The following is a 13,663-nucleotide window of genomic DNA, read 5'->3' as shown; positions in this document are numbered from 1 at the left end:
TTCCATTGTGGGAATATTCCCCGTGTGATATACTCAGCTTGAAAACAATCCATGTTGGAGGGATCGCAATGGCGCTTCAAGTCGAGATCACGCATACGTTCCATGCTTCGCGCGAACTGGTGTTTCAGGCATTCACCACAGCGGAACATCTGCAGAATTGGTGGGGGCCCAAAGGATGGGCGTTTGAAGTATCCGAAGCGGACTTCCGTTCGGGCGGCGTGTTCCATTACAGCCAGAAGCCGGACGACGGCGACGTCATGTGGGTTAAATTCGAATACGGCGAGATCGATCCGCCGGAGAAAATCGTGTACACGAGTTACTTTTCCGATGAAGCGGGCAACGTGGTCCGGGCTCCCTTCGACGCCAATTGGCCGATGAGAATCTTGAATACCATGACGTTCGCCGAGGACGAGGGCCAAACGACGATTACGTTGATTACGGCTCCCGTATCTCCGACCGAGGAAGAAGCCAAAACCTTCGAAGCTTCGCATGACATCATGAGGGAAGGGTTCGGCAGTACCTTCAAAGAGTTGGACACGTATCTCGCAAAGAAATAACCCGTTCACTCGCTCCCCGGGGAGCCGAGCAGGAAGCGGCGAAGCCGGAGCATGCCTTCCGAGATCTCCGGCTCGCTCAGCCTAGCACGGCCCTCTCACGGCGGACCAAATCCTGCACCGCGAACCTTAAAGGCGCCATGCCGAGCGTTGGCGCCGCGCAAAATCAAAAGGCCGGGAACGGCCGCCCTTCCCGGGCGGCCTCCCGGCCCTTCCGTTTACAGCGCGCCCGCGGCCTGCGCGATCCGCGTCGCCTCTTCGTAATCCTCCGCGTCCACGATCGCGGTCAGCAGAATGTCGCGGCCGGTCACCCGGTTGTCCGGGCCGCCCGAGCTCATGCCGCTGGCGCTGACGCTGGCGGCGGCCAGAATGGCCGCGTCGGGATTGTCGAAGTCCCCTCCGAGCGTCAAAAAGCCGAGCCCCCGGAAGCTTCCGTCGATCGTGTTCCCCAGCTGATCGAGATGCTGCATGCCGGTGCCGCTGTAGCCGTCGAACCGATCGATCGCGTAGTCGATCAGCCGCAGCGACTTCATCTCCTCCACCGCCTGCTTCGCCTGATCCGGCGTATTGAAGTAGGCAAGCACCGCTCTTTCCGCCATGAACGACCCTCCCCGAATTTTGAATGGAAATGGCTGCACTCCTTTCCGTATTGTCCGCTCCGGCTTCCGAAAATATCCGGAAGATTCTATTGACACCTGCGCAAGTTCGGTGCTACATTAACGTTAATGTTATCGTTTTCCAATCCATCTCAAGGAGGCGGGTCCATGTCCCATCAACGTTTTGCGGCAAGAAGGGGCCGTGCGACGTCCTATCCGTTCCAGAGGCTGCGGAACCTTCCGGTCGGCAGCGTGGAACTGACGGACGCGTTCTGGGCGCCGAAGCTGAAGGTGCTGCGGGAAGTGACCGTGCATGACGTGCTCGACAAGTTCGAGAGCGACGGGGCGCTGCGCAATTTCGATTTCGTCAGCGAGGGGCGCGGCGGTTATCATTCGGGAGAGCCTTGGTTTGACGGACTTATTTATGAGACGTTAAGGGGGATTTCGGACGTTCTCGCCGTCCATGGCGACGAAGCGCTCGACCGAAGGGCGGACCGGATCATCGAGAAAATCGCGCGGGCGCAAGAAGCGGTCGGAGACGGTTATCTCAACACGTACACGCTGCTTGATCGGCCGAACCAACGCTGGGGAGACAATGGAGGCAATTTGCGGTGGCAGCACGACGTCTATAACGCCGGCTGTCTGGTGGAAGCCGGGGTGCACCATTACAAAGCGACCGGCAAGACGACTTTGCTGAAGGCGGCCGTCCGGTTCGCCAATCATCTATGCGAGCTGATGGGGCCTCCGCCCAAGCGGAATATCGTGCCCGCCCATTCGCTTCCGGAGGAAGCGCTGCTCAAGCTGCACCGGCTGGCGCTGGATGAGCCGGAACTGCAAGGACGCTTGCAGGAGCCGTTCGAAGCGGCGGGCTATCTGGAACTGGCCCGTTTCTGGATCGAGAACCGTGGCAACCATGACGGCCGGCCTTCGTGGGAGGCTTACGCGCAGGACCATAAGCCGCTCCTGGAACAGGAGGAAGCCGTCGGTCACGCCGTTCGCGCCACGCTTCTTTACTCGGGATTGACAGCGCTTTATTTGTCCACGGGGGAAGAGAAATATTTGCAGACGGCCGTGAAGCTTTGGGACAATATCGCGTACCGGAAGTCGCATATTAACGGCGGCGTAGGCGCCGTTCGCCGCGACGAGAAGTTCGGAGGCGATTACGAGCTGCCGGATGACGGCTACCTGGAGACATGCGCGGCGGTCGGCATGGGCTACTTCAGCTGGAACCTCTATTTGGCGACGGGCGAGAGCCGGTACGTCGACTATTTGGAGACGGTGCTGTACAACATTCTGCTCGCGGGCCGATCGATGAACGGACGAAAATATTTTTACGAGAATCCGCTGGTCAGCCACGGCCAGCACAACCGATGGGAATGGCACAGCTGTCCGTGCTGCCCGCCGATGATCGTCAAGCTGATGCCCGAGATCGATTCATTTGTTTATGCCTGCGATGACAACGGCGTGTCCGTCAACTTGTACGTCCAAAGCGACGCCGCCTTGAACATTCGGGAACACGAAGTGCGCCTGAAGCAGACGACGAGCTATCCTTGGGACGGCACGGTGGACATCGGCGTCGATCCCGGCGGCGAGGCTTCGTTCTCCATGCGGCTGCGCATTCCGGGCTGGTGCCGGAAGTATGCCGTCAGCGTAAACGGCCAACCGGCTTCCTTCACGGTCGTGAACGGCTTCGCCGAGATCGAGAGAGTTTGGAAGAGAGGCGATACCGTCCGGCTGGACCTGGATATGCCTGCGGCACTCATTGAAGCTCACCCGAACGTCGCCAGCCACGCCGACAAAGTCGCGATCAGACGGGGGCCCGTCCTGTATTGTCTCGAGTCCATGGACAACGAGCGGTACGCGATCCAGCGGGGGGCGGTGCAATATACCCGGGAATCGCTCGATCCCGACAAATACCGGAACCGGAAGATCGCGCCGGACGCCGGGTTCGAGCTGGAGCAGCGGGAGGACTTCTTCGACGGAGCCGTGCTCATCCGGTCGAAGGACGCGGAAGGGAACGACATCGTCGCGATTCCGTACCCGTACTGGAACAATCGGTCGCGCGGCGCGATGAACATCTGGCTGTCTTGCGATAAGCCGAAAGCCGAGAAGGGCTGGAAGCGCCGGCTTTATCGGATCTTGAATGCCGGGAGCCGCTAAGGGACGGCCTCCCCATTTTTTCACCTTTCCATTAACGATAACATGAATGTTAAAGAGGAGGTCATTCCGATGAACGGAAAAGCAGGATGGCTGTTGAGCACGATCTTCGTGATAGGGTTCGTTCTTGCGGGCTGCGGCGGTTCGAACGGCAATGAGGGCGGCGCTTCGGGAGGAAGTTCCGACGCCGCGCCGAGCGCTTCGGAATCCGGAACGGAAGGGAGTTCGGGCAGCCCATCCTCGGACGACCACGCTCCGGTGACGCTGAAGTATACGTTCTGGGGCAGTCCGAACGAGAAGAAGATTCAGGAGAACGCCATCAAAGGCTTTATGAAAAAGTATCCGTGGATCACCGTCAATACCCAGCATATCCCCGACGATTACGTGACCAAGCTGACGACGATGGCGGCGGGCAACCAGCTCCCGGACGTCGGCCTCCTGCAAGGCGACCAGACGCTGAAGTGGGCCGAGGAAGGCCGCATCTACAACTTGATGGACTTTTTGAACGACGATCCCGACATTCAGCTCTCCGACATCCTGGAGAATACGCAGTATTGGTGGGCAGACGGAAAGCTGGCGGGCATCAACGGCGCGCTGGAGGCGATGGCCATCTTTTATAACAAGGACGTGTTCCAGCAGCTGAACGTGCCGCTTCCTCCGACCAAAGCCGAAGAAGCTTACAATTGGGACGACTTCGTGAAGACGGCGCAGCAGCTGACGATCGACCAGAAGGGGAGGAACGCGCTCGATCCGGATTTCGATCCGAAGCAGATCAAGCAGTACGGCGTCATGCTGCCGACGGGTCTTTATATGACCGCCGTCTACGCCAACGGCGGACAGCTCGTCAACGAGGACGGCACGAAGTTCATGCTGGCTGAGCCTCCCGCGGCCGAAGCGATTCAGAGGTGGGCCGACCTGATCAACAAGTACCACGTCGCTCCTTCGCCGGCGCAGCAGAAGAACATTCCGGGCGGCGCGACGGGACTTCAGACCAAGAAAGTCGCCATGACGATCGACGGCCAGTGGAGTCTGGCGGATCTTGGCGTGTCGAAGATGAACTTCGGTATCGGCGTTCTGCCGAAGATGCAGAAGGAAGTGACGATGACGCTGGGCGATCCGATCGTCATTTTCCAAGGCACGAAACATCCGAAAGAAGCCTGGGAGCTGGTGAAATGGATGATGAACCCCGACAGCACGCTGGAGCTCCAGAGCAGCGGCCTGTGGATGCCCGTGCTGAAGAAGTGGTACCAGGAGCCCGATCTGGTCGCCAAGTGGGCGGAGGGAAATTCCGCGCACCCTGAAGGCTACGAGGATGCGGTCATGAACAACGCCTTCGAGAACGGCATGCAGCAGCCGATCTACTACGTCCGGGATCTTCCCGACCTGAACGCCATCATCGATCCGGCTCTGGACAACGTATGGTCCGGCAAAACGTCGGCCCAGGAGGCGCTTGACGGCATAAAGGCGAAAGCGCAGGCGGCCTTGAAGGGCGTCTACACCAAACCCCAATAAGGAGGCGAGGACGGATTGCGGGAGAACGGATCGGATCGGCGGGCGAAGCCGGGCAAGAAGTGGAGGAGAGCCAGGAAAGAGGCGTTATTCGGCTTCTTGTTCGCCTCGCCGGTCATTCTCGGATATTTGATCTTCGTCTTCGGGCCGCTGGCGTTCAGCCTGGGGATCAGCTTCACGGACTACAACATCCTCAGCAAAATGTCGTTCGTCGGCTTGGCGAATTACCGCAGCCTGTTTGACGGGACGAATCCTTTTTTCTACAAGTCGCTCTTGGTGACCAGCTATTACGTCGTTCTTAGCGTTCCGCTGCAGGTCGTCTTCGCGTTCGCGGTCGCCTTGCTCTTGAATCGGAGCATCCGGGGAAAAGCGGTGTTCCGAACGATCTTCTTCCTGCCGACGATGGTGCCGGTCGTCGCTTCCTCGGTCATCTGGCTGTGGCTGTTCAATCCGGATCTCGGGCTGCTGAACCAGGTCTTGAAATTCCTGCACCTGCCGCAATCCCAGTGGATCTTCTCGGAGCGGATGGCCGTTCCGTCCCTCGTGCTGATGAGCCTGTGGACGGTCGGAGGGACGATGGTCATCTTTCTGGCCGGCCTGCAGGGCATTCCGAAGCATCTGTACGAAGCGGTGGACGTCGACGGAGGGACCGCGCGCCACAAGCTGTTCCGAATTACCGTTCCGATGATGACGCCGACGCTCTTTTTCAACACGGTCATGGGGTTTATCGGCAGCTTTCAGGTATTCGGCCAGGCTTATATCATGACGGGGGGCGGCCCGAATAACGCGACGCTGTTCTACTCCTTCTTCACGTACCGGGAAGCGTTCGAATCGATGCGGATGGGCAGCGCTTCGGCGATCTCCTGGATCTTGTTCGTCATTATCCTTCTGCTCACCCTGCTGATCTTCAAATCTTCATCCCTTTGGGTGTATTACGAAAGCGAGGGGAAGGCATGACCGGCTCCAAGCGTGCGGTGAACATCGTCCTGTACGTCGTTCTGATCGGGGGCTCCTGCATCTGCCTGTTTCCGTTCTTCTGGCTGATCCGCAGCTCTTTTATGGAGCTTACGCAAATTTTCGAGATGCCGCCGATCTGGGTGCCCCGTCCGTTCAAGTGGAGCAATTATTCGGACGCGTTAACGGCGCTTCCGTTCGGGCGGTACTTCTGGAATACGCTGAAGATCGTCGTGCTCGAGGTGTCCGGGACCGTTCTGACGAGCTCTCTGTGCGCGTACGCCTTCGCCCGGCTGAACTGGCCCGGACGCAATATCATCTTCATGGTCATTCTGTCGAGCATGATGATGCCGGGCGCCGTGACCCTCATTCCGCAGTTCATCGGCTGGAAAGAGCTCGGCGCGACCAACAGCATCATACCGCTCACGGTGCCCGCCTGGTTCGGAGGGGGCGCGTTCAACGTGTTCCTGATGCGCCAGTTTTACGGCACGATCCCGAAGGAGCTGGACGAGGCGGCATTCGTCGACGGAGCAGGCTACTTTACGATTTACAGCCGGCTCATGCTCCCGCTAACGGTTCCTCCGCTTATCGCCGTCGGACTGTTCGCCTTCCTGAACGGCTGGAACGATTTTATGGGTCCGCTCATTTACTTGAACGACGACCACAAGTTCACGCTGGCGCTCGGCCTGCAGCTGTTCAAGGGCACGTACAATGCCCAATGGAACCTGATGATGGCCGCGACGACCGTCGTGATCCTGCCCGCCATCGCGGTCTTTTTCCTCGGTCAAAAGTACTTCGTGGAAGGCATCGTCATGTCCGGACTAAAGGGATAATGGTTGTTTATATTTACGTAATATATATTGACAATCTACAATATTACCGTTTACATTAACGTTATTGGAGCCGAACTTTCTTACATGGGAGGACAAACGACATGGAGAACGCCCAAACGCTGCGCACCATGAGAATTCCGGTTTTCGTCGGGAACGGCAAAGTCGAATACGGGGAAAAGGAAGTGCCCGTTCCGGGGCCGGGCCAACTGCTGCTGAAGGTGAAGGCGAACGCCCTGTGCGGCTCGGACCGCAGCCAGTTCTTTGAGGGCTCGCAGGCGACCCCCGGACATGAAGCGTCGGGAATCGTCGAGGCGGCCGGCACGGGAACCCGAACGCCGGTCGGCACGCCGGGCGTCGTCTTCCTGATGGATTACTGCGGCGAATGCGCCAACTGCCGCTCGGGTTCCACCAATCAATGCCTGGCGAAGCGCGCCGATTACGGTTTTTCGCACGACGGGGGCTACGGCCCTTACATGGTCGTGAACGAGAACGTGTTCTTCGCGATCGATTCTTCCATTCCGCTAGGTGAAGCGACGATGCTGCTGGACATCATGGGTACGGGCGGCCATGCCGTCAAACGAGCCAAGCTCGTCCATTCCTCCATCCGCTCGGTGCTGGTCGGCGGCGCCGGACCGATCGGACTCGGCGTGCTCGCGATGGCGAAGCTTCTGCTGGGCGACGATGTCCCCGTCTTCATCATGGACTTCGTGCCCTATCGTCTCCAATTGGCCGAGCGGCTGGGCGGCATTCCCGTCAACCTGAAGGAGCGGCAGCTCCCGGACGCGCTCCGGGCTCACGGATACGCGAGCGTCGACGCGGCCATCGACACGACCGGGAAAAGCGCGGCCCGGCGCGCCGAGCTCGACGCCTTGAACCAGAAAGGCGTGCTCGTATGCGTCGGACACGGGGAAGGACTGGACCTGCAGGTATCGTCCGATCTGATCGCGACGGAACGCGCCGTGCTCGGCAGCGAGTACTTCTGCTACCGCGAGATCGAAGAGAATCACCGGCTCATCCTGGAGCATCTTCCGTATTTGAAGCAGATCATTACGCACCGCTTCGGCCCCGACGAGATTCAGCATGCTTACGAGCTGTTCTTCCAGGGAGACACGGGAAAGGTGCTGATCGAACAATGAGCGGCGGAGGCAAAGTCAGAATCGCGCTCGTCGGCGCCGGAGGAGCGATGCCGGTTCAAGGGTTGTCGACGGGGTTCGACTCCGCCGGCAGTTGGGGCTGGCAGCATGCGCGCATCTTCGCGACGCGGCCCGACGTCGAGTTCTGCGCGATCGTAGGCCGGGATCCCGCCAAGACGCAGGCCAAGGCCGAGCTGTTCGGCGTGCGGCCGTACGTGGACGTAGAGGAAATGCTGGAGAAGGAGAAGCCGGACCTGGTCAGCCTGTGCCTGCCCAACCAGGAGCATTTCTCCGCGACGCTGGAGGTGATCCGGGCGGGGGTCCCTCTGCTCGTGGAGAAGCCGCTCGTTTTTGACCTGGGCGAAGCGGCCGAACTCCTCGAGGAGGCGGAGAGGCGCGGCCTTTTTTTCGCGATCAACTTCAATCACCGTTACGCCAAGCCGGTCGAGCTGGCCAAGGCCGCGATGGAGAGCGGGAAGATCGGCGAGCTGACGTTCGCTTCGTGGCGGTTCGGCGGGGAAGGAGGCCCAGGCCATCCGCATGCGAACCTGATCGAGACGCAGTGCCACGGCTTCGACATGCTCGAGCATCTGTGCGGGCCCATCGAATCGGTCATGGCCGAGATGACGGACAAAACGGGCGGCGGCTACCGAACGCTGATCCTGGCGCTCAAATTCGCAAACGGCGCGGTCGGCAGCCTGATCGGGACGTACGATTCCTCCTACGCTTATCCGGATACGCACCGGGTGGAGCTCGACGGTACGAAAGGCCGGGCGGTCATTCACGATACCGTGAGGAGATATACCTACCATCCTTCGGGAAGCGAGATCGGCGAAGTATGGGAGGCCGGCTATTTCAACGACGAAGGGAGAGACTTCCACCGGACGTTCCACCGGCACCTGGATGCGCTGCTCGGCGCCTTGAGATCCGGCCAAGAGCCCCCCATCCCTGCGCGTGCGGGACATCGGGCGCTGCGGCTGGCCGACGCGGCCATCCGCTCCTACGAGACCGGAACCCGAATTCGCATCGAGTAAGGAGAAGCCATAGCATTATCCCCTCCATCGGGTCCGATCGACACCAATTGACGCTCCGCGGAAAATCGTGCTACGATCATAACATTAACGTTCAAGAAAGATTAGGGGAAATGCTATGGCCGGCAAACGGGTCACGCTCAAAGATATCGCCGAGCGAACCAACTATACGATCAACACCGTCTCCAGGGCGCTCAAGGATAAGGAAGACATCGCCCTGGAGACGCGCAAAAAAATTCAGCGGCTGGCGAAGGAAATGGGGTACATCGAGAACTCCGTCGCCGGTTCGCTCCGTTCCGGATACTCCAAGACGATCGCCGTCATCGTCGGCGACATCTCGAACCCGCATTTCGGCATCATCGTCAAAGAGATCGAGAAGGCGGCCCGCAAGCACCGCTACACGATCATCGTGCTCAATACGGAGGATCGGGAGGAGCTGGAGGAGAGCGCCATCCGCACGGCGCTTAGCAAGAACGTCGACGGGATCATCATCTGTCCTTCGCAGCGAAGCGAGGACAACATCTGGTTCCTTCAGCGCACCGGCGTTCCGTTCGTCCTGATCGGAAGACGCTTCAAGAGCATCCCCGAATTCGACTACGTCATCTGCGACGACGAGAAGGGCGGCTATCTGGCGACCAAGTATTTGCTGGACACCGGCCACAAGCGGATTTTGTTCCTGAACGGTCCTCTTCACATCTCCAGCGCGGAAGAGCGGTACGAGGGGTACAAGAAGGCGTTGCAAGAGTACGGCGTCCCGCTGGACCCGCAGCTGGTCCGGGAGCCCGGCCTGATTCAGAGCGAGACGCGGCATCTGATCCGCTCGTTGATCGAAGAAGGAGTCGACTTCACGGGCGTGTTCGCCTTCAACGACGTCATTGCCTGGGAGACGATCTATATGCTTCAGAAGTTGGGCTACGGCGTTCCCAAGGATTATTCGGTTATCGGCTTCGACAACATCAACGCCCGTATCTTCTCTCCTTCGCCGTTGACCTCGATCAGCAATTCCAAGAGCAAGATGTCGCGCCGCGCGCTCGATATTCTGCTCAAGAAGATCAACGAGTCCCAGGCCGGCAAAAGCGGAGGCTACCGCGAAGTGGTGGATACCCGCCTGGTCGTCCGGGACAGCACCCGCAATTCGCACTAGCAAAAGACGCGGCGCACACGCGCTCGCCGAATCGAGACGAACGCTTTTCCATCGGTATCTCCGGAGACGACTGATCTTCGGAGATGTTTTTTTTCTACGACGGCATAATTAACGAACCATTTACAGCCCCATCGCTTCACCAACCCCCGAAAACGGTGCGATATTGTACCGCAAGCGCATCGGCTCGCCGTCGAAGCCTGCCGAATGGGCTCACGATGCGATGATTTGCATCGTTATAGCGCACTGGCTTGCTGGCAAGCCCTGTGAATGGGCATGCATGTCCCACAAATTTTGTTAGTCGATGATGCCTCCGTAGTTTTTTTGAGTCGAAAACGGAAAATGGGTTGCGCGTGACGTTGCGTCATGTGATGTAATGATCAAGGAGGTGCGGCGCATGGGCGAAACGGGCAAAACTTATTTGATCGGCGAACTGGCGGAGGCAACCGGCGTTACCGTACGAACGCTCCAGCATTATGACCACATCGGGCTTTTGCCGACATCCGGACGTACCGCAAGCGGGCGAAGATCTTATACCGAGGAAGACGTCCTTACGCTGGAGCAGATCATCTTCTATCGAACGTTAGGGCTTTCCTTGCCGGAAATTCGCGACAAGGTGGTCAACCGTCCCGAGTTGTCTCAGATCGAATCCATCCTGCAAAAACAGGAGATGGCTCTCTACAAAAAAATAGAAGACGCGCATGTAAGCCTAGCCGCCATCGAAGCGTACCGGGCGGCGATCGCAGCCGGAAACTACCCGTCGTGGCAGCTGCTGACCTCCTTTATCCGAATCCTGAGAAACAGCAATTTGATGGATTGGAAGGAATATGCCTTTAGCGACGTTCAGAAAGAGGTTCTCGGCAGAAGGTTTGCGCAAGGGCATGGCGCTTTCGAACTGTATCATACCTGGAGAGCGCTGACCTTGAAAGCCGTGACGCTTGCGCGTTCAGGAGAGGCCGCGGACGGACCCGCCGCGCAGAAGCTGGCCGAGGCATGGCGGCGAATGGTGCAGGAAGCGACCGGAGGAGATGCCGGGCAAATTCAGGCCTTCGCGCAGCTTCAAGAAAACCGGGCCTCGTGGCCGGAAGGAGATCGCGATCTGATGGAAGCTTCCCAAGCCTTTATCGACAGGGCGGTGAAACACTTTTTGTCGTCCCCGTCCTCGGATGCCCGCAAGAATGGAGGAGATTCGGAGCATGGAACCTAAGGCGTATCAGCCCACCCAAGAGTCTCTAAACGCTCATCCCGTTCCGGAATGGTTTCAAGATGCGAAGTTTGGCATTTTTATTCACTGGGGACCTTATTCCGTCCCGGGCTTTGCGCCATTGGGCCATTTCGCGGAGACATTGAAAAACGATTACGACCGGGCTATGTTGGTTTACCCCTACGCCGAAGGCTATTGGAATGCGATGAAGGATCCGGCCACTCCAACCGCCCAATATCATAAGGCGAAGTATGGCGATATGCCCTATCAGGGGTTTAAACGGATGTTTACGGAAGGACTGAAGAATTGGGATCCTTCCGCATGGGCCAGAGTATTCAGCGAAGCCGGCGCCCAATATGTCGTGATCGTCTCCAAGCATCATGACGGCTTCTGTCTATGGCCCACGGAGGTGAAGAATCCCCGCGAACCGAACTGGTTCAGCGAACGCGACATCGTCGGCGAGTTGGCCGAAGCCGTCCGAAGAGAAGGCTTGCGCTTCGGCATTTACTATTCGGGAGGCATCGACTGGACGTTCCGCCGGAAAATGTCCCGGACTTTCATGGATTATTCCTTCTCCACGCCCGGAGGCGATTATCCCGCCTATGCCGATGCCCAGGTCCGCGAGCTGATCAAGCGGTACCGCCCGGATATCTTATGGAACGATATCTGCTGGCCGGGCGGCCGGGACGCCTTGTTCCGATTGTTCGCTTACTATTATGAGGTCGTTCCGGACGGAGCGGTCAATGACCGCTGGAAGCATTCGACTTCGATCGGCAAGCTGATGGGCCTGAAGCCGGTACGAGCCATGATGGACGCCATGGTCAAGCGGATGATCAAGAAGAATCCCGATATCCACTCCGCCCTGGCCCCGCCCTCTATTCCCCACCGCGATTTTGCCACGCCGGAATATACCCAATACCGAGAGGTTCAAGCCCACTCCTGGGAGATGACCCGCGGCATCGGAAATTCGTTCGGCTATAACCGCAATGAGCGAGAGGCGGACTACGCTTCCTTTGAGGATTTGCTTTCGGATTTTGCGGATGCCGTGTCCAAAAACGGCAATTTGCTGCTGAACGTAGGCCCCCGCGGCGAAGACGCGCAAATTCCGGACGAACAGCTGAGCCGATTGTCGCAATTCGGGAATTGGCTGAAGCGGAATGGCGAGGCGGTTTACGGCACACGGCCGTGGACCCGGGCGGAAGCAGTAACGGAGACGGGAGAAGCCGTCCGGTTTACGCATAAGGGCGACAAGCTGTACCTGATGCTTCCGGGAAAGCCGGACGGATCGCCAATAAGAATCAAGGGACTGTTCGCGGAAGGCAGAGCCAGCCTGCTTCCCGATCGCAGCCCGATAAGCATAGAACGCGATGGCGAAGACCTGATTCTTGTCTTTGCACGCCGTCTGGATGACGTCTTTATGCCTGTTGTCGTTATAGAACATGAATCGCACCGTTAGGGGGCATTTCCTGCGGTGCTTCTTTTTTTGCGCGAGTACCTTGCAATGTTAAGTACATTCTTTTATAATCGGGATGTACCTAGGAACGTTAGGTAGTCAACGTAAGGCGGGGTGCGGCGATTGAACGCGGAGATGCTCAAAGGGACCGTGGATCTGCTGATCCTGTCGGTCATTCGGGAGCGGGACAATTACGGATACGAGATATCCAAAGCGATCAAGGAGAGAACCGGCGGCGGCCTCGAGCTGCAGGAGGCGACGCTGTACTTGTCCTTGAAGCGGCTGGAGAAGCAGGGCGCCATCGCTTCCTATTGGGGAGACCAGACGCACGGCGGGCGGCGGAAGTATTACGCGATTACGGCGGAAGGCCGGGAGCTGTTCGACCGGTACGTCCGGGATTGGCTGCAGACGCGCGACATCGTGGATCGATTTATTTGAAAGGAGGAGCAAGCATGATCGGATGGAGAAAAGCATTCAGTCTGAGCGATCTCCGGCACGGGTGGCTGCTGGCGCTGTCCGTAGTCGTATGCGGCGCGTTTTTCTGGATGGACCAAAGATCGGCTTCGGACGATCAGTTCTGGCTGTCCGTCGGTTACGGCGTCTCGTTCGCCGTCGCCGTGCTGTGGAGCGCCGTCAACTACATTTCCCACATTCGGCTCAACGCCATGTACCGGCAGATGAACGATATCGAGGCATACGTGAGACAGCTTGCCATGAGCGAGGAAGACCGCTTGGAGCTCCGCAACTACTTGGAGGATTACGCCCAAGATCTGACGGCCCAGGGCCGGACGAAGGAGCAGGCGACGGCGGAAGCGATCTCGCAGTTCAAAGTAAAGGAGCTGCTGTCGCTCTCCAAGAACACCGAGCTGTTCCATCTCCCCGCCCATTATTATTTGTTCGGTTGGACGGTTCTCGCTTGGGCGCTGCTGGCGGCGTTGACAATCGTCGGTGATTTGTTCGAAGCGGACGGCACGGGAATGGTCATTGCCCAAACGATACTGGCCGTCTACGGGGCGGCGCTGGCGGGCCTGTTCTTCGTCTACAAGGTGCTGGACGCGGCCATTCATCGGAAGCTGCAGCATCATTTTTCTTAATATT

At 58.5% G+C, this 13,663-nt stretch carries 13 protein-coding genes; 12 read left to right on the top strand and 1 reads right to left on the bottom strand.

The genetic code is table 11. The features are described from left to right. Positions 1–68 precede the first annotated feature (68 nt). The gene (locus tag H7C18_RS23140; protein WP_202887274.1) at positions 69–557 is read left to right on the top strand and encodes an SRPBCC domain-containing protein; all 489 of its coding nucleotides are present in this window, start codon (positions 69–71) and stop codon (positions 555–557) included. A 215-nt stretch (positions 558–772) separates the two neighbouring features. On the opposite strand, the gene H7C18_RS23135 is transcribed toward H7C18_RS23140, so the two are convergent. Beyond that, a complete protein-coding gene (locus tag H7C18_RS23135) occupies positions 773–1,153 on the bottom strand; it encodes a hypothetical protein (RefSeq protein WP_185131485.1) in 381 nt (126 codons plus the stop codon). Between the two features lie 165 nt (positions 1,154–1,318). Between H7C18_RS23135 and H7C18_RS23130 the strand changes: the two genes are divergently transcribed. The 11 genes from H7C18_RS23130 to H7C18_RS23080 all read left to right on the top strand — a co-directional run bounded on the left by H7C18_RS23130 (position 1,319) and on the right by H7C18_RS23080 (position 13,659). Beyond that, positions 1,319–3,310 (top strand): glycoside hydrolase family 127 protein, encoded by a 1,992-nt coding sequence (locus tag H7C18_RS23130; RefSeq protein WP_185131484.1) that lies wholly within the window; start codon positions 1,319–1,321, stop codon positions 3,308–3,310. 69 nt (positions 3,311–3,379) lie between these two features. Beyond that, on the top strand, positions 3,380–4,819 hold the full coding sequence (locus tag H7C18_RS23125) for an ABC transporter substrate-binding protein (RefSeq protein ID WP_185131483.1): 1,440 nt from the start codon (positions 3,380–3,382) through the stop codon (positions 4,817–4,819). Positions 4,820–4,834: 15 nt separating this feature from the next. After that, entirely contained in the window at positions 4,835–5,773 is a 939-nt protein-coding gene (locus H7C18_RS23120; RefSeq protein WP_185131482.1) for a carbohydrate ABC transporter permease, read from the top strand. After that, positions 5,770–6,603, top strand: a complete 834-nt coding sequence (locus tag H7C18_RS23115) for a carbohydrate ABC transporter permease (RefSeq protein ID WP_185131481.1) — start codon at positions 5,770–5,772, stop codon at positions 6,601–6,603. Before H7C18_RS23120 ends, H7C18_RS23115 begins: the two co-directional genes overlap by 4 nt. A 101-nt stretch (positions 6,604–6,704) precedes the next feature. Beyond that, positions 6,705–7,739: an alcohol dehydrogenase catalytic domain-containing protein gene (locus tag H7C18_RS23110; protein WP_185131480.1), complete on the top strand. Its 1,035-nt coding sequence runs from the start codon at positions 6,705–6,707 to the stop codon at positions 7,737–7,739. Further along, positions 7,736–8,770, top strand: coding sequence for a Gfo/Idh/MocA family protein (locus H7C18_RS23105; RefSeq protein WP_185131479.1), 1,035 nt, complete (start codon positions 7,736–7,738; stop codon positions 8,768–8,770). Before H7C18_RS23110 ends, H7C18_RS23105 begins: the two co-directional genes overlap by 4 nt. 115 nt (positions 8,771–8,885) lie before the next feature. Further along, positions 8,886–9,911, top strand: coding sequence for a LacI family DNA-binding transcriptional regulator (locus tag H7C18_RS23100; protein WP_185131478.1), 1,026 nt, complete (start codon positions 8,886–8,888; stop codon positions 9,909–9,911). A gap of 394 nt (positions 9,912–10,305) precedes the next feature. Further along, positions 10,306–11,115: a MerR family transcriptional regulator gene (locus H7C18_RS23095; protein ID WP_185131477.1), complete on the top strand. Its 810-nt coding sequence runs from the start codon at positions 10,306–10,308 to the stop codon at positions 11,113–11,115. After that, positions 11,105–12,568, top strand: a complete 1,464-nt coding sequence (locus H7C18_RS23090) for an alpha-L-fucosidase (RefSeq protein ID WP_185131476.1) — start codon at positions 11,105–11,107, stop codon at positions 12,566–12,568. Before H7C18_RS23095 ends, H7C18_RS23090 begins: the two co-directional genes overlap by 11 nt. Positions 12,569–12,679: 111 nt before the next feature. Then, positions 12,680–13,003, top strand: a complete 324-nt coding sequence (locus H7C18_RS23085; protein WP_337913891.1) for a PadR family transcriptional regulator — start codon at positions 12,680–12,682, stop codon at positions 13,001–13,003. Between the two features lie 14 nt (positions 13,004–13,017). Beyond that, positions 13,018–13,659 (top strand): hypothetical protein, encoded by a 642-nt coding sequence (locus tag H7C18_RS23080; RefSeq protein ID WP_185131474.1) that lies wholly within the window; start codon positions 13,018–13,020, stop codon positions 13,657–13,659. Positions 13,660–13,663: the final 4 nt, after the last annotated feature.

Source organism: Cohnella zeiphila (assembly GCF_014212055.1).
Classification (GTDB): domain Bacteria; phylum Bacillota; class Bacilli; order Paenibacillales; family Paenibacillaceae; genus Cohnella; species Cohnella zeiphila.
Note: the sequence above shows the minus strand (reverse complement) of the source record. Positions and strands in the feature narration are given on the sequence as shown.

Bases quoted from the DNA above. Each gene is read 5' to 3' on its own strand.
- H7C18_RS23095 (WP_185131477.1), top strand. From the start codon at position 10,306: ATGGGCGAAACGGGCAAAACTTATTTGATCGGCGAACTGGCGGAGGCA.
- H7C18_RS23140 (WP_202887274.1), top strand. From the start codon at position 69: ATGGCGCTTCAAGTCGAGATCACGCATACGTTCCATGCTTCGCGCGAA.
- H7C18_RS23080 (WP_185131474.1), top strand. From the start codon at position 13,018: ATGATCGGATGGAGAAAAGCATTCAGTCTGAGCGATCTCCGGCACGGG.
- H7C18_RS23090 (WP_185131476.1), top strand. From the start codon at position 11,105: ATGGAACCTAAGGCGTATCAGCCCACCCAAGAGTCTCTAAACGCTCAT.
- H7C18_RS23105 (WP_185131479.1), top strand. From the start codon at position 7,736: ATGAGCGGCGGAGGCAAAGTCAGAATCGCGCTCGTCGGCGCCGGAGGA.
- H7C18_RS23115 (WP_185131481.1), top strand. From the start codon at position 5,770: ATGACCGGCTCCAAGCGTGCGGTGAACATCGTCCTGTACGTCGTTCTG.
- H7C18_RS23100 (WP_185131478.1), top strand. From the start codon at position 8,886: ATGGCCGGCAAACGGGTCACGCTCAAAGATATCGCCGAGCGAACCAAC.
- H7C18_RS23135 (WP_185131485.1), bottom strand. From the start codon at position 1,153: ATGGCGGAAAGAGCGGTGCTTGCCTACTTCAATACGCCGGATCAGGCG.
- H7C18_RS23110 (WP_185131480.1), top strand. From the start codon at position 6,705: ATGGAGAACGCCCAAACGCTGCGCACCATGAGAATTCCGGTTTTCGTC.
- H7C18_RS23130 (WP_185131484.1), top strand. From the start codon at position 1,319: ATGTCCCATCAACGTTTTGCGGCAAGAAGGGGCCGTGCGACGTCCTAT.
- H7C18_RS23125 (WP_185131483.1), top strand. From the start codon at position 3,380: ATGAACGGAAAAGCAGGATGGCTGTTGAGCACGATCTTCGTGATAGGG.